This is a genomic window from Ramlibacter sp. WS9, from assembly GCF_003797765.1.
In the GTDB taxonomy this organism is placed as follows: domain Bacteria; phylum Pseudomonadota; class Gammaproteobacteria; order Burkholderiales; family Burkholderiaceae_C; genus Ramlibacter.
Genome location: NZ_RKMB01000019.1, coordinates 54921 through 74190 on the forward strand (window position 1 = coordinate 54921; position 19270 = coordinate 74190).

At 66.1% G+C, this 19270-nt stretch carries 18 protein-coding genes; 13 read left to right on the forward strand and 5 right to left on the reverse strand.

The annotated features are described in order from the left end of the window. The first annotated feature begins 8 nt into the window (after positions 1-8). Both EEB15_RS23640 and EEB15_RS23645 read left to right on the forward strand, forming a co-directional pair. Positions 9-272, forward strand: a complete 264-nt coding sequence (locus EEB15_RS23640) for a hypothetical protein (RefSeq protein WP_141512411.1) — start codon at positions 9-11, stop codon at positions 270-272. 4 nt (positions 273-276) lie between these two features. Continuing rightward, entirely contained in the window at positions 277-534 is a 258-nt protein-coding gene (locus tag EEB15_RS23645; protein ID WP_141512412.1) for a hypothetical protein, read from the forward strand. Between the two features lie 221 nt (positions 535-755). Here EEB15_RS23645 and EEB15_RS23650 read toward each other — a convergent pair whose 3' ends face one another. Beyond that, positions 756-1208, reverse strand: coding sequence for a carboxymuconolactone decarboxylase family protein (locus EEB15_RS23650; protein ID WP_141512413.1), 453 nt, complete (start codon positions 1206-1208; stop codon positions 756-758). A gap of 220 nt (positions 1209-1428) precedes the next feature. Between EEB15_RS23650 and EEB15_RS23655 the strand changes: the two genes are divergently transcribed. The 5 genes from EEB15_RS23655 to EEB15_RS23675 all read left to right on the forward strand — a co-directional run bounded on the left by EEB15_RS23655 (position 1429) and on the right by EEB15_RS23675 (position 10418). Further along, positions 1429-3153: a DUF1302 domain-containing protein gene (locus tag EEB15_RS23655; protein ID WP_158290206.1), complete on the forward strand. Its 1725-nt coding sequence runs from the start codon at positions 1429-1431 to the stop codon at positions 3151-3153. A 21-nt stretch (positions 3154-3174) separates the two neighbouring features. Further along, entirely contained in the window at positions 3175-4536 is a 1362-nt protein-coding gene (locus EEB15_RS23660) for a DUF1329 domain-containing protein (protein ID WP_141512415.1), read from the forward strand. 119 nt (positions 4537-4655) lie between these two features. Continuing rightward, positions 4656-5753 (forward strand): YCF48-related protein, encoded by a 1098-nt coding sequence (locus tag EEB15_RS23665; RefSeq protein WP_158290207.1) that lies wholly within the window; start codon positions 4656-4658, stop codon positions 5751-5753. A gap of 30 nt (positions 5754-5783) precedes the next feature. Next, positions 5784-8246 (forward strand): RND family transporter, encoded by a 2463-nt coding sequence (locus EEB15_RS23670; protein ID WP_199236608.1) that lies wholly within the window; start codon positions 5784-5786, stop codon positions 8244-8246. A gap of 303 nt (positions 8247-8549) precedes the next feature. After that, positions 8550-10418, forward strand: a complete 1869-nt coding sequence (locus EEB15_RS23675; protein WP_158290208.1) for an ATP-binding protein — start codon at positions 8550-8552, stop codon at positions 10416-10418. Here the strand turns inward: EEB15_RS23675 and EEB15_RS23680 are convergent. From EEB15_RS23680 to EEB15_RS23695, 4 genes are read right to left on the reverse strand one after another with little or no spacing between them, the layout of a single operon-like run. Then, positions 10387-10944: a nuclear transport factor 2 family protein gene (locus EEB15_RS23680; protein WP_141512419.1), complete on the reverse strand. Its 558-nt coding sequence runs from the start codon at positions 10942-10944 to the stop codon at positions 10387-10389. The two genes, EEB15_RS23675 and EEB15_RS23680, sit on opposite strands and share 32 nt — an antisense overlap. After that, positions 10941-11888: an NADP-dependent oxidoreductase gene (locus EEB15_RS23685; RefSeq protein ID WP_141512420.1), complete on the reverse strand. Its 948-nt coding sequence runs from the start codon at positions 11886-11888 to the stop codon at positions 10941-10943. The genes EEB15_RS23680 and EEB15_RS23685 overlap by 4 nt, the downstream gene beginning before the upstream one ends. Further along, the gene (locus EEB15_RS23690; RefSeq protein WP_141512421.1) at positions 11885-12385 is read right to left on the reverse strand and encodes a PaaI family thioesterase; all 501 of its coding nucleotides are present in this window, start codon (positions 12383-12385) and stop codon (positions 11885-11887) included. Before EEB15_RS23690 ends, EEB15_RS23685 begins: the two co-directional genes overlap by 4 nt. Before the next feature lie 7 nt (positions 12386-12392). Then, on the reverse strand, positions 12393-13196 hold the full coding sequence (locus EEB15_RS23695; protein WP_141512422.1) for an enoyl-CoA hydratase/isomerase family protein: 804 nt from the start codon (positions 13194-13196) through the stop codon (positions 12393-12395). A 67-nt stretch (positions 13197-13263) separates the two neighbouring features. Here EEB15_RS23695 and EEB15_RS23700 point away from each other — a divergent pair, with 67 nt between their 5' ends. From EEB15_RS23700 to EEB15_RS23725, 6 genes are all read left to right on the forward strand, one after another. Beyond that, on the forward strand, positions 13264-15138 hold the full coding sequence (locus EEB15_RS23700; RefSeq protein ID WP_141512423.1) for a feruloyl-CoA synthase: 1875 nt from the start codon (positions 13264-13266) through the stop codon (positions 15136-15138). Positions 15139-15143: 5 nt separating this feature from the next. Further along, the gene (locus EEB15_RS23705; protein WP_141512424.1) at positions 15144-16190 is read left to right on the forward strand and encodes a nitronate monooxygenase family protein; all 1047 of its coding nucleotides are present in this window, start codon (positions 15144-15146) and stop codon (positions 16188-16190) included. Then, positions 16187-17143 (forward strand): SDR family NAD(P)-dependent oxidoreductase, encoded by a 957-nt coding sequence (locus tag EEB15_RS23710; RefSeq protein WP_141512425.1) that lies wholly within the window; start codon positions 16187-16189, stop codon positions 17141-17143. Before EEB15_RS23705 ends, EEB15_RS23710 begins: the two co-directional genes overlap by 4 nt. A gap of 145 nt (positions 17144-17288) precedes the next feature. Further along, positions 17289-17798: a carboxymuconolactone decarboxylase family protein gene (locus EEB15_RS23715; protein WP_141512426.1), complete on the forward strand. Its 510-nt coding sequence runs from the start codon at positions 17289-17291 to the stop codon at positions 17796-17798. Between the two features lie 16 nt (positions 17799-17814). Continuing rightward, positions 17815-18453, forward strand: coding sequence for a carboxymuconolactone decarboxylase family protein (locus EEB15_RS23720; protein WP_141512427.1), 639 nt, complete (start codon positions 17815-17817; stop codon positions 18451-18453). A 12-nt stretch (positions 18454-18465) separates the two neighbouring features. After that, a complete protein-coding gene (locus EEB15_RS23725; protein ID WP_199236609.1) occupies positions 18466-19266 on the forward strand; it encodes an SDR family NAD(P)-dependent oxidoreductase in 801 nt (266 codons plus the stop codon). The last annotated feature ends 4 nt before the right edge of the window (positions 19267-19270 follow it).

The window sequence follows — 19270 nt, forward strand, 5'->3', positions numbered from 1 at the left end:
ACCCCGCCATGCAATCCTTCGCGACACCCTCCGCCCCTGGAGACGCCTGCCCCTTCCAGTTCAACTTCGACGCCGCCACCTTCAAGGCCGGCGACATGGTGAGCTACCGTGTGAGCGAGCGGTTCGGCGACATGCCTTTCGTCGGCACGCTGCTGGCCGTCGAGGCGGACCACGTGATGATCTCGCCCAACGATCCCGCCGACCCCGACCGCCGCATGCGTGGCACGCGGGCCAACCGGCCCGACGTCAGCGCGAAGGAAGCGCTGGAGTAGGGCTTTGGGAATGCCGGCCGAGGCGCACGACGAGCAGCAGCGCTACTTGCTGGACGGACTCTCGGAGAGCTTGGCGCGCGGCCACTACAAGGTCGCGCTCAGGCGCTACTTCATGCTGGTGGCCCGGGAGTTTGGCGTGCCGGCTGATATCCAGCCCGAGGTGGAACAAGCCGCATCACGCTGCAGGCCCGAAGAGTTGCAGCGCATGGCCGATTCAGGGCGAGCCTGGGCCGCGATGGTTTCTCGGCGTGGAAGCTGGTAGAGCTCTTGGACCTCGCGGCAAAGCTGTGCGTGGGCGGGCTGCGGCGCGAATAAAGCTCAGGCGCCCGCGGTGGACGGTCTTGCGGCCCGGCGTCGCTTGCGACGCGGCCGTCTCATGCTCGCGGCAGGAGCTTGCGAAGCAGGCGGTGCCGGACGCCGTAGCCATCGCGCCGCGGCCCGGCCGTGCACGGCGTTGCCGCGAGGTCCCAGAGCGTCGGGTCTCTACAGAATCCCGCGGTCCATCCCCGTCTTCGTGTCGCCGTCCACCAACCCCCGCTCGCGCAGCACGGCGACGGTGGCCTCGATGGCTTCAGCGACACACGGAAAGCCGCAATACGGAATGGACTGGATCAGCACTTCCTGCAGCTCCAGCACGGTCAAGCCGTTGTTCAGGCCGGCGCGCACGTGGTTCTTCAGCTCGGCGGGCTTGCCGGTGCCGATGAGGATGCCGAGCGTGACCAGGCTGCGCTGCTTGCGTTCCAGCCCGGGGCGCGACCAGACGGCGCCGAAGGCCGACTCCAGCGCGATGGTTGCGCAGTCGGCGGCGAAGGCGCCGGAGCCGGCCGCGGCCAGCATGCCGGCCTGGAACTGAGGGCCCAGCATCTCCCCGATGAGCTCGACGCCCTTGCGGTAGTTGGAGCTTTGCTCGCCCTGCGGGGCGGTGCTCTGGTTCATGGTTGTCTCCAAGTCGAAAAATAGGAATAGTTCTATTTTATGAACATCATTCCACTATAGCAATTGCCCTGAACGGCCTTTACCACGTGCGAACTCGCCGTGCGACTAGTTGGGGTAAATACCGATGCTGGGCGCATTGACTCAATATTCGAACGTCGTTCTAATATTGGAACTCACAGGCAGCAGCCTGCCCGTGACTTCACCCACCTTTGGAAAGCCCATGAAAACAGACACGGAAACCCGGCGCCGCTCCCTCGGCCTTCGATTCACGTTGAACGCGGTCGGCATCGCCGTCGCGGCCATGGTCGCGACGCCGGCATCGGCCGTCAAGATCGACAGTGGGTCGCCCGACGTCGAGCTCACCCTCGACACCACGGTTCGCTACAACGCCGCCGCGCGCACCGGCACACGCGACCTGCGCCTGGTTCCGTCGAACTCGGTCGACGAAGGCAACTGGCTGTTCGACAAGAACGACCTGGTGCTGTCGCGATTCGACCTGTACAGCGAGTTCGACCTCACCTACAAGCAGAACATGGGCCTGCGCCTGAGCGGCTCGGCGTGGTACGACCACAACTTCCCGGACAAGAGCCGCAGCGATCCGCGCTTCCTGACCTCGCCCAACTACGCCAACAACGACTTCACGCCTTACATCAAGCGCTACTACCAGGGTCCTTCCGCGGAGTTCATGGACGCGTTCGCGTGGTCCAACGTGAAGCTCGGCGACACCACGCTGAACGTGAAGGCCGGCCGCTTCGCCTGGCTGCCGGGCGAGTTCCTGTTCGGCAACGGCGGCAGCTTGAGCTACTCGATGGCGCCCAACGACGGTCGCAAGTCCGACTTGAGCCCCGGCTCGTCGGCCAAGGAAACCGCCATTCCGATCGGCCAGCTCGCCGGGACCTGGCAACTGCGCAGCGACTTCTCCCTGATGGGACAGTACACGGCCGAGTTCCGCACTTCGCGCATCTCGGAAGGCGGTACGTTCTGGTCGGTCGCGGACGTCGCGCTCGAAGGTCCGCAATTCATCTCCAACCCGGCCGTGCCACGCGTCGCCCCGTTCAAGGGCGGCAAGGGCGATGTGGCTCTGGGCGCCAAATGGACTCCCGCGGCATTGGACGGAGACTCCCTGCAGCTGTGGTACCGCAAGTTCGACGACAAGACTCCCACCTGGCAGAACCAGGTTGCGATCGCGGGCGCAGCACGTACCGGACGCGCCGTCTACGCGAAGGACATCGAGCTGCTGGGCCTGGCCTACAACACCTCCCGGGGCGGTTGGGGCACGGGCATCGAACTGAACTACCGGAAGAACATGCCGCTCGCCATCCGCAGCGGCGTCGCGTTCGGCACCAGCCAGGGCCTCGTGAATGACCCCGCCATGGAAGGCCCGCGCGGCAACACCGTCCACTTCCTGGCGAGCTCGGTGTTCACGATCAACAAGAACCCGATCTTCGACTCCGGCTCGTTGGCGATGCAGTTCGATGCCACGCACCTGCAGAAGATCACCAGCGGTGCCAACCTCTACAACGGCGAGGGCGGCAACGCCGCCTGCGTCGACAACCTGGTGCTGCGCGGTTGCTCCACGCGCAACGCGGCCAGCGTCGGCTTCAGCTTCACCCCCACGTGGCAACAGGTCATGCCCAGCGTGGACGTCTCCATGCCAGTCCTGCTGCTCTACGGCCTCAAGGGCAACGCAGCCGCGGTCGGCGCCGGAACCCTGCCCCAAGGCTCGTACCTCTTCAAGCCCGGCATTCGTGTCGAGTACCTGAAGGGGGCTTACAAGCACCAGTTCGACCTGGCCTACACCGCGCGCGGCGGCAAGACCGGCATGCTGGACAACGGCGCCGGCGCCGTCAAGGGGCACGGCGGCGCGCAACTCTTCAACGCGTCGGGCCTCGCCAACTTCCGCGACCGCAATCTCGTGAGCTTCACGTACCAAACCGCGTTCTAAGGATCCGAAGGAATCAACGCCATGACCATTCGACACATCACCGCCGCAGCCCTGATCGCCACCGCGGGCGCCGCGCTCGTCACCTCCGCTTTCGCACAAACCGGCGAACGCCTGCCCTGGGGCGCGCTGAAGGCCGGCAACAAGGACAACACCATCCCGGCCTGGGACGGCGGCCTGCCGGTCACCACCCAACCCCCGGGTTTCAAGAAGGACAGCGGCTTCTGGGCCGACCCGTACTCCGCCGACAAGCCGCTGTACTCGGTGACGGGCAAGAACGTGGCGGAGCACGCCGACAAGCTGACCGAAGGCACCAAGGAACTGCTGAAGCGCTATCCGACCTTCCGCATTGACGTCTACCCATCGCACCGGCCGGCCAACTACTCGCAATGGGTGGTCGACAACACAGTGAAGAACGCCGCGGGGCGCTGCAAGACGATCGAAGGTGGCGAGGCCTTGTCCGGCTGCTTTGGCGGCGTGCCGTTCCCCAGCCCCAAGACCGGCCACGAAGCGATGTGGAACCTGATCCTCGCGCCCAAGGGCTCGTCCGTGTGGACGTACGGTCAAGGCTGGTACGTGGATGCGGCCGGCAACAAGGTGATGACCGCCGAGGTGAACAACCGCAACAACAACGAGTACTACAACAAGAACCAGAACGTCGAGAAGTTCTACGCCGATGGCGGTTTCTATTTCGGCAACAACAACCTCTACACGGCCCCCGCACGCAACACGGGCGAAGGCAACCTGCAGCGCAAGTACATGAACCCGGTCGCCAACCCCGACAAGACCTGGAGCTACTCGCCGGGCCAGCGTAGGGTTCGCCTGTCGCCGGACGCGGCCTACGACTTCCCGATCGCGACCAGCGGCGGCGCCAACCTCTATGACGAGATCTACATGTTCTCGGGCAAGATGGATCGCTTCGACTGGAAGCTGGTGGGCACGAAGGAGATGCTCATCCCCTACAACGCCTACAAGTACCTGCAGTCCAAGGCCGAAGACCTGATGCACAAGGGCCACCCCAACCCGGACCTGATCCGCTGGGAGCTGCATCGCGTCACCATCGTCGAAGCCACCCTGAAGCCGGGCGCGCGCCACGTCGCCGCCAAGCGCCGCTACTACTTCGACGAAGACATGCCCGCCGCGGCGATGTCCGATGCATGGGATGCGCAGGGCAAGCTGTCGCGCACGGGGATGGCCCCGGTGGCCTGGGCCTACGACAAGCAGGTCATCATCGCCGGCGGCGGCTTCTTCTTCGACATGGCCACGGGCGTGTACTACAACTCGTCGGTCACAGGTTCGTACAAGGGCATGTTCATCGAAACCGACACGGTGGATGTGAACTCGTTCTATAGCCCGGAGGGCCTCGCCCGCCGCACCCAGCGCTGAGAAAAGGCTCCCCCCCGAAGCGGGCTGCGCCCGCCTCCCCCTCAAGGGGGCGCCACCAGCGGCCCGGCGAAGCCGGTTCCGCGGTGGCCCCCGCATAGCCCGCACGCTTCATGCGCCCCATGCCCTACTTCAGAACTCTCACACTCGGTACGGCGCTGGCGACCACACTGGCCCTCACGCCCTTGCACGCCACACAGGCTGCAGGCGCTGCCGCTTTCGCCGACCCGCTGGACACGCCCGCGCGCGTGTCGCCGCGCGCGGTGCGCTCGCCCGTCTTCGCGCTGGCACCCGTGGACGCCGACCACATCGTGGGCGTCGGGCCGCGTGGCCACATCCTTCGTTCGGCCGACCGCGGCAAGACCTGGACACAGCAGCCCTCGCCGGTGAGCACCGACCTGGTCGCGGTGCACTTCCCGACGCCCAAGCTGGGTTGGGCCGTGGGCCACGACGGCGTGGTGCTGCGCAGCACGGACGGCGGCGTGAGCTGGACGCGCGTGCTCGACGGGCGCGGGCTGGGCAAGCTGATGGTCGCGCACTACGAAAAGGCGCTAGTCGCCGGTGACACATCGGTTGCGAAGGCGCTTGAAGACGCCAAACGCATGGCGGCCGAAGGTCCCACCAAGCCTTTCCTGTCCGTCTACTTCCGCAGCGCAAACGAAGGCTGGCTTGTCGGCCAGTTCAACCTCATCCTGCACACGGCCGACGGCGGCGCCACCTGGCAGCCGTGGCTCGATCGCACGGAGAATCCCGACGGCTATTCCCTGCATGCCATCCGCGCCGCCGGCGACGAGGTCTACATCGTGGGTGAGCTCGGCCTGGTGCTGGGCCTCGATGCCGGCGCCAGACGATTCAAGCGCATCAAGACGCCCTATCCCGGCACATGGTTCGGGCTTGCCGCGATGAAGGGTGCCCTTGTTGCGGTGGGTTTGCGCGGCGCGGCCTGGGCCTCCACCGACGCAGGCGCCAACTGGCGGCAACTCAACACCGCAACGAACGCATCTATCAACAATGGCATGTTCCTGCCGGACGGCCGGCTGGTGCTGGTCACGCAACAGGGCAGGGTGCTCACAAGCGCCGACCTGCGCGACATCGCCGAGCTGCCGCGCGTGCCCGGCCTCGCCAGCGCATTCGACATCGTGACGATGGAGCCCGGTTGGCTCCTCATCAGCGGGCCCGGCGGGGTGCAGCGGCTCGCGTTGCCGCCGGCGCCGCAGTAACTAACAAGGGCGAAGGCCGTGGCTACCTCATTGAATTCAGACGGAGACCAGTTCCCCATCGTGCGGGATCGCGCGCAGTTCGACGGGCAGTCGGGCAATGCGCTCGAGCGCATCATCTTCAACAACCGGCGCGTCATCCTGGTGGTGTTCGCCATCATCTCGCTCTTCCTCGGCTGGCGTTCCACGCTGCTCGACGTTAACGCGAACTTCGAGCGGATGATTCCGGCGTCGCACCCCTACATCAAGAACTTCCTGGAGAGCAAGGACGAGCTTCGCGGGCTGGGCAACCAGGTGCGCGTGGTGGTCGAGAACACTCAGGGTGACATCTTCGACCCCGAGTACTTGAAGACGCTCGCGCGGATCAACGACGAGCTCTACGCCATGCCGGAGGTCGACCGGCCCTGGCTGAAGTCGCTGTGGACACCCCTCTTGCGCTGGAGCGAGGTCACTGAAGAGGGCATGCGCGGTGGCCCTGTGATGCCCGACCGCTTCGACGGATCGCCGGCCAAGATGGAGGAGCTCAAGATCAACATCGGCCGCTCCGTCTCGGCTGGCCGCTTCATCTCCGATGACCAGCGCTCGTCGATGATCGTGGTGCCTTTGCTCGACAAGTACGCCGACAGCGGCAAGCCGGTGAACTACCTGGCCCTGTCGCGCAGCCTCGAAGAAAAGGTGCGGGCGAAGGCCGGCGGGAAGGATGGCGCGAAGGTCAAGATCTACATCGTGGGCTTCGGCAAGCTGGTGGGCGACCTGATCGAGGGACTCTCCACCGTCATCTCGTACTTCGCCTTCTCGGTGGCGATCGCTGCGCTGCTCGTCTTTCTCTACACGCGCTGTGTGCGCAGCACGCTGGTGCTTGTGACCACCGCCGTGCTGGGCGTGGTGTGGCTGATGGGCCTGCTGGAGCTGCTGCGGTTCGAGCTCGACCCGTACTCCATCCTGGTGCCCTTCCTGCTGTTTGCCATCGGGCTTTCCCATGGTGCGCAGAAGATGAACGGCATCATGCAGGACGTCGGCCGCGGCACCCACAAGTACGTGGCTGCGCGCTACACCTTCCGGCGGCTGTTCCTGGCGGGCCTGACCGCGCTGCTGACCAACGTCGTCGGCTTCATGGTGCTGATCATCATCGACATCCCTGTGATCCGCGCCCTGGCCGTCATGACCAGTGTGGGCGTGACGGGGCTGATCTTCACCAAGCTGGTGTTGATCCCGGTGCTGCTCTCGTATACCGGTGTCAGCCCGAGTGCCGCGAAGCGCTCGCTGCAGGATGAAACCGGCGGCGCCGGGCACGGCGCGCACCGCGGCATGGGCCGCGGCATGGGTCGGGTGTGGTCCGCGCTGGAACTGCTCACGCAGCGCCGCTGGGCGCTCATCGCAATCATCGCTTCCGCCGTGTTGAGCGCCGGCGCGCTCAGCCTGCGCACCGGCCTGAAGATCGGCGACCTCGATGAAGGCGCGCCGGAGCTGCGTGCCGACTCGCGCTACAACCTCGACAACGCCTACATCTCTCGCCACTACGGGCTGTCCAGCGACCAGTTCGCCGTGATCGTGAAAATCCCGAAGGGCCAGTGCGAGCGTTACGAAGGCCTGGTCGACGCCGACCGCCTGGGCTGGGAACTGGAGCATGTGCCCGGCGTGAAAGCGGTGACCTCGTTTGCCGACCAGACGCGCCGCGTCGTGGCCGCGACCAGCGAGGGCTACTACAAGTGGAACACCATTGCGCGCGACGCCAAGACCCTGGGCTATGCCGCGGGGCGCGTGATCCAGGACAACCCCGACTCGATGAGCCCCAACTGTTCGGTGTTTACCGTGACGGCCTACCTGGCGGACCATCGCGCCGACACGCTCGCGCGCACGTTGAAGGTGGTCGAGGACTTCGGCGCCACGCACAACCGCCCCGAAGTCATGTTCCTGCCCGCCGCCGGATCGGCCGGCGTCGAGGCGGTGACCAACATCGTCGTGCAGGAGTCTTTCTACATCATGCACGCCGTGCTCTACGTCGCCGTGATCCTGCTGTGCTTCATCACCTTCCGCTCGTGGCGTGCGGTGGTGGTCGCCATCGTTCCGCTGGCCATCACCTCGATCCTCTGTGAAGCGATCATGGTGGTGATGGGCATCGGCGTGAAGGTGGCGACGCTTCCTGTGATCGCGCTGGGCGTCGGGGTGGGCGTTGACTACGCGCTGTACCTGCTGTCGATCCAGCTCGCGATTCAGCGCCGGGGCGGCAGCCTGCGCGAGGCTTACGCGCAGTCGTTGCAATTCACCGGCAAGGTGGTCGCTCTGGTGGGGGCCACAATGGCCGCAGGCGTCGTCACCTGGGCCTGGTCGCCCATCAAGTTCCAGGCCGACATGGGCATCCTGCTGACCTTCATGTTCATCTGGAACATGCTGGGTGCGCTTGTGCTGATTCCGGCGTTGTCGCATTTCCTGCTGCGCAATGTGGGCGTGGAGCGTCGCAGCACGACGGCAAGTCCGGCTGCGATGCCCGCATGACCTGCCTGTAGATAGCGCTGCTCATCAGGGGCTGGCGGACTAACATGAGGGTTGGCGCATGCGCGTGAGCTGCCTGTGCCACACCCGATGACGCCAGCCAAGCCTGAAGACCTGATTCGCGCGCGCGGCGAAATGGCCGACCTTGTGCGCGCATTCGATTGGGCGAGCACTCCGGTGGGCCCGATGGAAGATTGGCCCGCCAGCCTCAGGTGCGCGGTCGCGACCATGCTGGAGTGCCAGATCCCCATGTACATCACCTGGGGCGACACATTCATCCAGTTCTACAACGACGCGTGCCGGCCCATGCTGGGCACCACCAAACATCCGCAAGCGCTGGGCACGGGGGCGCAGGCATCTTGGCCCGAGATCTGGCAAACGCTAGCGCCGATGTGGCAGGACGTTCTCAGTGGTAAAGCCATCGGACTCAATGACTTCAAGCTGACCATCGAGCGCCATGGCTACCCCGAGGATGTGTACTTCAACATTTCGTACAGTCCGCTGCGCGACGATTCCGCCAAAGTTGCCGGCATCCTGGTCACCTATTCCGAAACCACCGATCGCGTGCGCACGGAGAGGCGCCTGAACGCGGCGCGGGACCAGCTGCGGTCGATCTTCATGCAGATGCCTGCCGCCATCGCGATCCTCCGCGGCAGCGAGATGCGGTTCGAGTTTGCCAATGCGGCCTACCAGAGCCTGGTTGCGAAGTCTGAAGACGAATTGATCGGCCGGAAAAGAACGGATGTCTTTCCGGACTCGCCCGAGCGGATCAATTCGCAGTTCTCGCATGTGTATCGCACAGGCGATCGGTTGGTGACCAGCGAACATAGCTTCACCCGGGACTGGAACAACGACGGCCACGCGTCCGAGCGCTCCCTCAACCTGATTTTCGAACCGTATAGGGACGCCGACGGAATCATCGTCGGCGTGATCATCTTTGCGTTCGACGTGACCGAACACGTCGAAGCCCGCCGCAAAGCGCAGGAAGCCGAAGCCCGCACCCGGTTCGTCCACGAGGAACTGCGCGAGGTTGGCCGGCAGAAGGACGAGTTCCTGGCAACGCTGGCGCACGAACTGCGCAATCCCTTGGCGCCGCTGCGCAACGCAGCCCATGCGCTCGGACAAAGCGAGCTTTCGCCGACCGCGCTGGCCTGGTGCAGGGATGTGATCACCCGGCAGGTCAAGCACATGGCCTTGCTGCTGGACGATCTGCTGGATGTCTCCCGTATCAATACGGGCAGGATCGAACTGAAAAGGGAGACGGTCCGGCTGGACGCGGCCGTCAACGCGGCTGTCGAGACGGTTGCCCCATTGATCAGCAAGAAGCAACACGCGTTGCAGGTGAGCCTGCCGCGAGAAGCCATTGAGCTGGATGCAGATCCCTTGCGGCTGGCGCAGGTCTTCACGAACCTGCTGACCAACGCCGTCAAGTACACCGATCCGGGGGGCCGGATCGAGTTAAAAGCCGAGGTGGATGGCGAGGGGCTCAAAGTTTCCCTCCGCGACAACGGGATCGGCGTGGCGCCCGAGGCGCTTCCCAACCTGTTCAGGATGTTCAGCCAGATACCCTCGGCCATCGACCGGACCGAGGGCGGCCTGGGCATCGGGCTTGCGCTGTCGAAGGGGCTGGTCGCGCTGCATGGCGGCAGTCTGAGCGCCCATAGCGAAGGTCCGGGATGCGGCACGACGTTCGAGCTCCACCTGCCGGCATCCGTCATCAAGCTGCCCGCTTCGCCGGAGCACCCGCCCGCCAGTGCGAATGAGGCGTCACGCACGCAACGCCGGGTGCTGGTCGTCGACGACAACCGTGACGCCGCCGATTCCCTGGCCATGCTGCTCGACATCGAAGGGCACGACGTGACGGTCGCCTATGGGCCTGAAGAGGCGCTGTCGCTCGCCCCGAGCCTGATGCCCGAGGTGGCGTTCCTCGACATCGGCATGCCGACGATGAATGGCTATGAATTGGCCCGCCGCATCCGGCAAGAGACGTGGGGGGCTTCGATGTTCCTGGTGGCCGCGACAGGCTGGGGCACGGAAGACGATCGGCGCAAGGCGGCATCCGCGGGGTTCGACCGGCACTTGACCAAGCCCGTGAATCCGTCGGAAGTCCTGGCCCTGCTGTCGGAGAGAACGTCGCCTGAAATCAGAACGGCAGCGCGTGCGGCTCGCGCGTGACGGCGAGCGGGCGCAGGTAGGACGGGTCGGATTTGTCGCGCGAGGCGACGCCGGTTGCGGCGTAGGCCGCCAACGCCACTGCCGGCACGTCGATGTTGCCCAGTGAACCGCCGCCTTCGATGACGCACTTGCGCGCGGCAATGGCCCACTTGCCGTTGCGCTTCTCGAAGCGATCCAGGTAGCGCCCGGTGTGCATCGATGCCGCGGGCTCGCGCCGGTTGTTACCGACGAACAGCCAGTACGTCTCGGCGTGCGCCGTGTCGCCGTCGAGGTCGCAGCGATGGTTCAGGACGAAATGCTTGTGCGTGTGCTGGTACTTGGCGTGGTAGGCGAAGGCCCAGTCCACGAAAGCGTTGACCGGGCCGACGAAAGCGCCGTGGTCGTCCATCGCGTCCGGGTGGTAGACCGACAGCAGCATTTCGCGGTCGAAGCGGTCGACGCCGCTGCAGTAGCGCAGGATGCAGTCGTGGATCTGCTGGCGGTCGATGAGTTGCTGTAGGGCTGCTGGAATGGTTTCCGTCGTCATGGCGCCTCCTCGTGGGTTGATGCTGCAATTCGCAGAATGATCTTGCCGCGCGCGTGCCCTTGTTCGATGCGGCGGTGGGCTTCCGCTGCTTGCGCCAGAGTGAACTCGCTGTCGATCGTCACGTCCAGCTCGCCTGAATCGATGAGGCGGGCAATCTCCGTCAAGCGTTCGCCGTTCGGCAGTACGGTGGTCATCGCGGTGCGAACGCCATAGCTTTGTGCGACGGCGGCATCGGGCGGAGGCATCGCGACCGCCACCAGGATGCCGCCGCTTCGCAGCACGGGCCACGATCTTTCACGTGTCTGCCCGCCGACGGTGTCGAGCACCATGTCGAGGTTTGCCAAGCCCGCCGCAAAATCGGCGTTGCGATAGTCGATCACCACGTCCGCACCCAGGCGTCTCAGCAATTCATGATTGGCGGCGGAAGCGGTTGCGATCACGCGGGCTCCCGCGCGGCGTGCCAGCTGGATCGCGAACTGGCCGACGCCCCCGGCGCCGGCATGCACCAGCACCGATTGCCCGGCCTGCAGCTGCGCGATGTCGAACAGCGCGCTCCACGCGGTGAGCGCCGCCAGCGGCACGCCGGCCGCGTGTTCAAGCGGCAAGCGCGCGGGCGCATGCGCCACGTCGGTGGCGCGGACGGCGATGTATTCGGCGTAGGCGCCGTGGCGGCCCATGTCGGCCATCGCGAAGACGCGCTCATCCGCCTTGAAGCCGCCGGCGTTCGCCACGATGGCGCCGGCCACGTCCCAGCCAGGGATGAAAGGCAGCGGCAGCGGGGCGAACGCCTGGTAGTCGCCGCGGCGGAACTGCACATCCGCCGGATTGACGCCCGCGGCGTGCACCTTGATCAGCACATCGCCGTCGTTCGGCACGGGCAGCGGCGCATCTTCATGGCGCAGCACGCCGGCGTCGCCGTAGGCGTGGAAGCGGACGGCCTTCACGCGGGCTCGAACAGGGTGGGGGCGATGGCCTCCGGCACGACCTGGAACTGCGCCGTGGCCTGCGCAACCACGCGGCCCGCGCAGGTGATGAGGCAGGTGGTGAACACGATGGAGCGGCCGGCCCGCACGACTTCGGCATGTGCTTCGACCCATTCACCGGGTTTGGCATTGCCGATCAGGCTCACCGACAGGCCGGTGGTCAGTACCTTGAGGATCGGCTCGCGCGCATGCTTGGCGGCCCAATGGGTGGCCGTGTCCGCAAGAGTGCAGATCATGCCGCCGTGCATCATCTGGCCGCGGTTGCGGTGCTTGTCTTCGACGCGCATGCCCACGACGTGGCCCACTTTCTCGCGCTTCACGTACATCGGGCCCTGGGCTTCGTGGAACGGCCCGAAGATCGGCATTTGTTCGTAGCCTTCGGGGATGGCGCCCGGGTCGGCGTCGGCCAGATCGTGGAAGGGCCCGAAAGCCAGCTTGTCCGCGTGATTCAAGTCCATCGGTGTCTCACAGGTTGCCAAAGCGCGGAGGACGCTTCTCGAAGAATGACTTGCGTTTCTCGGCCGCGTCTTGCGTCGCTTGCGCCATGAACACGGCGCGGGCCTCGATCTCGCACGCGGCCTCCAGGCTGGCCACGCCCTGGTTGAGCCACAGCGACTGCTTGGTCAGCCACACGCCCAGGGGCACGTTCGCGCAAACCGCCTCGGCCAGCGAATGGGCCTCGGCCAGGAGCTTGTCGTCGTCGACCGCGCGCAAGGCCAGGCCGATGCGCTCGGCCTCGTCGGCCAGCACCGGGCGCGAAGTGAGCAGGATCTCGGCGGCGCGCTGGGTGCCGATCGCGCGCGGCAGCATCCAGCTCATGCCGAGCTCGTGACCGGTGCCCGCGTTGTGGATGGAATTGACGAACTTGCCGGAGCGGCCCACCAGGCACATGTCCGCGGCCAATGCGAAGGCAAAGCCCAGGCCCGCCGCCGCGCCGTTGACCGCGGCGATCACGGGCTGCGGAATGGCTCGCATCAGTAGCGGGATCTGCGCGATGCGGGTGATGGAATGCTTGGCGGCATACGGCTTGCCCAGCGCAGGGTCGACCCAGGGCGCGGTGCCGCCGCCGCGCAGGTCATGCCCGGCGCAGAAAGCGCGCCCGGCGCCGGTGAGGATCAGAACGCGAGCGGATGCGTCGTGCCGCAAGCCTTCCAGCAGCGCGATCAGCTCTTCGTACATGGCAAAGCTGAACGCATTCAATGCATCCGGCCGGTTCAGCGTGAGCGTGACGACGCCGTTGGGCGTGCGCTCCTGGAGGATGTCGGACATGGCGGCCTTTGCAATCGGTGGCGTTTCTATTATAGTACATCGTTCACATATGTGAAGGCAAGAGACAATGCAAAAAGCCGATCCCTGGTTCGACACGCCGGCGCGCCCCGTGCGCCTCGGCGAGACCGCCTGCCATGTGGAGCGCCAGCCCGATGGCGGCATCCGCATGCGCCTGAAAGAGCCTCTGGCCGCCTACCCCCGCCGCTATACCGACCGCCTGGTCCAGTGGGCCACCACCACGCCGGACCAGGTTTTCCTGGCCCGCCGTCCGCCCGGCGGCCCCAGCGTCGGCGCATGGGATACGTTGAGCTACCGGCAGACGCTGGAACAGGTACGCGCCATCGCGCAGGCGCTGCTGCGGCGCGAGCTGTCGCGCGAGCGGCCCGTGGTGATCCTGTCGGAGAACGATTTCGAGAACCAGTTGCTGGCGCTGGCCTGCACACACGTGGGCATTCCGTACGTGCCCGTGACGCCCGCGTACTCGCTGATGTCGAAGGACTACGCGAAGCTGAAGTTCCTGAACGGCCGCGTGCGCCCCGGCCTGGTCTTTGCGTCGAACGCGGCGCAATATGAAAGCGCCGCGCGCGCGGCGTTTCCCCAGGCGGAATTCGTCGCCACGCGCATCGAAGGCAGCGCCGCGACGCCTTTTGAAACCTTGCTCTCGTGCGATGCCGGGCCGGCGGTCGATGCCGCCTACGACGCGATTCAGCCGGAAGACGTGGCCAAGCTGCTCTTCACTTCGGGCACGACGGGCGAGCCCAAGGGCGTGCAGCTCACGCACCGCATGCTGTGCAGCAACCGCCAGCAGCTGGTGCAGGCCCTGCCGTTCTGCCTGGACGCGCCGCCGGTGCTGGTGGACTGGCTGCCCTGGCACCACACGTTCGGCGGCACCAACAACGTCGGCCTGGCCCTGTATTGCGGGGGCTCGTACTACATCGACCCCGGCAAGCCGATGGCCGAAGCCGTGCAGCCCACCATCGAAGCGCTTCGCGAGATCTCGCCGACGATCTACTACAACACGCCCGCCGGCCTGGCGGCGCTGTTGCCGCACCTGCAGCGCGACCAAACGTTACGAGACCGGTTCTTTGCGCGCCTGCAACTCATCTACTACGGCGGCGCGGTGCTGCCGGTGCACACCTGGGCCGGGCTGGATGAAGTGGCCGTCAAGCACATCGGCCAGCGCATCCTGATCGTTTCGGGCCTGGGCTCCACCGAGTGCGGGCCGGTGCCCGCCACGACATACACCGATCCGCGGCGCGAAGCCATGGTGGGGCTGCCGGTGCCGGGCGTCGAGTTCAAGATCGCGCCGGTCAACGACAAGCTGGAACTGCGGCTGCGCGGCGACTGCGTCACGCCGGGCTACTGGAACGACCCGGCATTGACCGCCGCCGCATTCGACGAGGAAGGCTTCTTCCGCCTGGGCGACGCCGTGACCTTTGTCGACCCCGAACATCCCGAGCGCGGCCTGCGTTTCGACGGCCGCATTGCGGAGAACTTCAAGCTCTCCAGCGGCACCTGGGTCCACAGCGGCACGATGCGCACCGCTGCCGTCGCGGCGTTCTCGCCGTTGGCGCTCGATGTGGTGATCGCAGGCAGTGGGCAGGACTTTGTCGGCGCCTTGGTGTTCCCCGATCTCGCCGCGTGCCGCGCGCTCGATCCCGAACTGCCCGCAAGCGCCCCAGCGCAAGCCGTGCTCGCCAGCCCAGCGGTGCGTGCGCGCTTCCAAGGCATGCTCGACACGCTGGCGGCCGCCGGCACCGGCAGCGCCAATCGCGTGGTGCGCGCTATCGTGGTGGCCGAGCCGGCGACGCTGGACAACGGCGAGATGACGCCCAAGGCGACGGTGAGCGCCGCGACCGTGCTGCGGCGGCGCGCGCAAGAGGTGGCCGAGCTGTTCGCGCCGGCCCCCGCCGCGCACGTGCTGCGTGCGGGCGGGGCCTGACACGCATGCGCCCGCCATCGTTTCGCACGCGCATCACCGAGCTGCTCGGCATTCGCCATCCGATCCTGGCCGGTGGCCTGGGGCCCAAGGTCTCGGACGCCCGCTACGTCGCCGCGGTCGTCAACGCGGGCGGCATGGGATTCATCGTCGCCGCCGGCTTCCCGGAACCCGCTGAGTTCCGCGCGCAACTCGAACAGTGCCGCGACCTCACCGAAGGCAAGCCCTTCGGCGTGAACCTCTACATCTCGCGCCAGGAGGGCGGTGTCGACCGCGTCAGGCGCCAGATCGACATCCTGGTCGAAGAGGGCGTGGCCTGTGTGGAGACCGCGGGCGCCAGCCCGGAGCCGATCGTCCCTTTGCTCAAGCAGGCCGGCATCAAGGTGCTGCACAAGGTGCCGGCGGTGCGCTACGCGCAAAGCGTGGCGAAGCTCGGCGTGGACGGCATCATCGTCGTCGGCAACGACTGCGGCGGCCACCCGGGCATCTACGGCATCAGCTCCATGGTGCAGGCGGCGCACGCGGCGCAGGTGATCGACCTGCCGCTGGTGATCGGCGGGGGCATTGGAACCGGCAGCCAACTCGCGGCCGTGTTGGCAATGGGCGCCGACGCCGTCATCATGGGCACGCGCATGATGGTGACCGAGGAGCTCTGGATCCATCCGCACACCAAAGAGCAGGTGGTGCGGGGCGACGGCACGGAAAGCGTGGTCGTGAAGAAAGCGATCCGCGACCACCATCGCGTCTACCGCAACGCCAGCGCCGAGGCAGCGTTGGCCTTGGACGACGCGAAGGTCACCGATTTCGAACAGTACCGCCCGCATGTGATGGGCAAGCTCGCCCACCACGCCTACGTCAGCGGCGACACCCGTAACGGAATGCTCGACTACGGGCCCGCCGCGGTCTTTGCCGACGCCATCGAAAGCGCCGAAACCATCATCGACCGCGTCATCGACGACGCCCTGGCCGCCACCGCGCGCGTGGGCGCCTTGCACCTCGCGGCGCGCCCGGTCGGCTCTCGCATCAAGAACACAGCAACAGGAGACATCGCATGAGTTCAGCCATCCGCTTCGACAACCGCGTCGCCATCGTCACCGGTGCGGGAGGAGGCCTGGGGCGAGGCTATGCATTGGACCTCGCCGCGCGCGGCGCGTCCGTGGTGGTCAACGACCTGGGCGGCAGCTTCGACGGCAAGGGCAGCTCGTCGTCGATGGCCGACGCGGTCGTCGCCGAGATCAAGGCGGCCGGCGGCAAGGCCGTGGCGTCGTACGATTCCGTATCGACTTCAGCCGGCGGCAAGGCCATCGTCGAGTCGGCGCTCGATGCGTTTGGCCGCGTCGACGTGCTGGTGAGCAACGCCGGCAGCCTGCGCAACGCGCCGATCGACGAACTGCCCGACGACACGCTCGACGCCATGATCGAAGTGCACCTGAAGGGCGCCTTCAACGTGGCTCGCCCGGCGTTCCGGTTGATGAAACAGCAGGGCTATGGCCGCATCGTTTTCGCTTCCTCGGCCGCCGGCATGCTGGGCAACGAGCAGCAGGCCGCTTATGGTGCGGCCAAGGCGGGCCTCGTGGGGCTGATGAACATCCTGTCGCTCGAAGGTGCGCCTCATGGCGTGAAGGCCAATGCGCTGTTGCCGACGGCGATGAGCCGCATGGCGGCGGCGATGGATCCGAAGCTGATGGAATCGGCCGGCGCCCTCTACGCCGCGCTGGGGGACAAATTGGGCAACTCCGCGGACCCGAGCTTCGTCACCCCGCTCGTGGTCTACCTGTGCAGCGAAGCCTGCGACAGCACGCACAGCATCTATTCGTCCACGTTGGGCCGCTATGCGCGTGCCTTCCTCAGCATGGGCGAAGGCTGGGTCGGCCCGCGCATGGAAGCACCGCGTGCCGAAGACATCGCCTCGCATTGGGCGGAGATCTGCGAGAAGAAGGGCGCGGTCGAACTCGCCTCGTTGATGGACGAGTTTGCGGTGGTCGCCAGGCAGCTCACGGCGGGCTGAAGGCCTCTACCGAACCGCTGGTCGGAAATATAAACGTCGTTCGGGAAAGTACCTAGCGACCGCGACTTAACAGCGTTAAACAATCTCCACATAACGGTGTTAAGTAGCGCTCGCCGAGCGCGGCACCGCGACGAGGAGACCTCGCTTGGCTCAAGTCAAACACCTGGCCGCCGGACCGACCGAGCTGGACCAGGCCTGGGGCGTTCGCCCCGGGTTCTATTCGGTATTCATGGCCGACTACCAGGCCTCGGTCGCGCGCGCTGACCCGGTCCTCATCGAGCTGTGCCGCCTGCGCATGGCGCAGCTGGTCGACAGCGATTTCGACCGCAGCCTTCGTTATGCACCCGCCTCGGCCGCGGGCCTCTCGGAAGCGAAGATCGGTGCCCTCGGCGACTACGGCACATCACCTCTCTTCACCGAAACCGAGCGCCTGTGCCTCGCCTTCGCCGAGCTGTTCGTCATCCAGTCCAGCAGCATCAGTGACGAAGACGTGGATCGTGTGCAGAAGGTCCTCGGCTCCGAGCAGTTCATCTACTTCGTCAAGGCGCTGAGCGTCGTCGACCAGCTGCAAAGAAGCGTGGTCGCTTTCGACGTGCGCCCCGGCCCGGTCGTGCCGAAGACGCTGAGCGACTTCCGTTTGCTCCAAGCCGCCTGACTCCGAGGAACCGCCCATGTCCACCACACCCCGAATCCCCGCCGAGCTCGCGCAAGGCTTCACCATGCTCTCCGAGGGCAGCGACGCCCCGGCGGCCAAGATCGCCATCCCGATCGAGTTGACGCGCCTGTCCGGCATCCCCATCGCCAGCGAAGGCTCCATCCGCCTCGACGCCGTGGTGCACGAGTGCATTCGCCTCTTCAACGCCAAGTACCAGGGCTGCGAGTACTGCATGAACGCACGCGCGGCCATCGCGGTGCAATCCGGTCTCGACGAGAGCTATGTCGAACAGCTGTCGCGCTTCGAGACGAGCACGCTGCCCGAGAAGATCAAGGCCGCACTGCGCATCACCAGCGCCATCGCCTCCGCCCCGAAGATGGTGACGCCGGCTGTGCTGGACACGGCGCGCCAGTTCTTCACCGACGAAGAGATCAGCGACATCATCCTGCTGTCCGTCGTGACGACCGGGAGCAAGGTCGCCATCACGCTCGGCGTGGAGCCGGGCAAGGGCGCCTCGGGCCGCGTGTTCTATCCCACAGACCCGGTCTACGGCAGCTCCGCCGAGCTCAAACGCGCGATCGAGGAGTACGCGAGCAAGGGCTTCTCCGTCGCCGGGGACGTCATCCCGGTTCGCGAAACCACACCCACTACCTGAAAGAACCAAATCATGGAACGTCTTTCAGGCAAGGTGGCGGTGGTCACCGGTGGCGCGTCCGGCATCGGCGCCGCGACATGCAGGCGGTTGGTGCGCGAAGGTGCGCGCGTCGTCATCGGCGATCTCGACGCACTGCGCGCGCACGAGCTCGCCAAGGAGCTGGGCGATGTGTCGCTGGCTGTTCCCTTCGATGCAGGTGACGTCAAGTCGGTCGAGGAGCTGATCGCCGCCGCCGTCGCGCGATTCGGGCGCCTGGACATCCTGCACAACAACGCGGCCATCATGGCCAACGAGCACATCAAGCGCGACAACAACCCGGTCGACATCGACTTCGACGTCTGGGACAAGACTTTTGCCGTCAATGTGCGGGGTTATGTGGCGGGCTGCAAATACGCCATCCCCCACATGCTCAAGGCGGGCGGCGGCGCCATCGTGATGACGTCTTCCGGCTCGGCGCATCGCGGCGACCTGTCGAACATCGCCTACGGCGCATCGAAGGCGGCGGTGACGAACTTCGCACGCTACGTCGCCACCATCTATGGCAAGCAGGGCATCCGCTGCAACACCATCTCGCCCGGACTCATCCGCACCGAAGGCGGACAGAAGAACGTGCAAGGGGCCATGGTGAAGGTCATGGCGGACAACACGCTCGCGCCGCGCCTGGGGTTGCCGGAAGACATTGCCGCGGCGGTTGCCTATCTGGTGTCTGACGACGGCGCCTTCGTCACCGGACAGGACATCGCCGTCGACGGCGGAATGCTCGCCCACATGCCTTATTACAGCGATTTCCTGAACGCCACCGCGGCCTGGTAAGCCG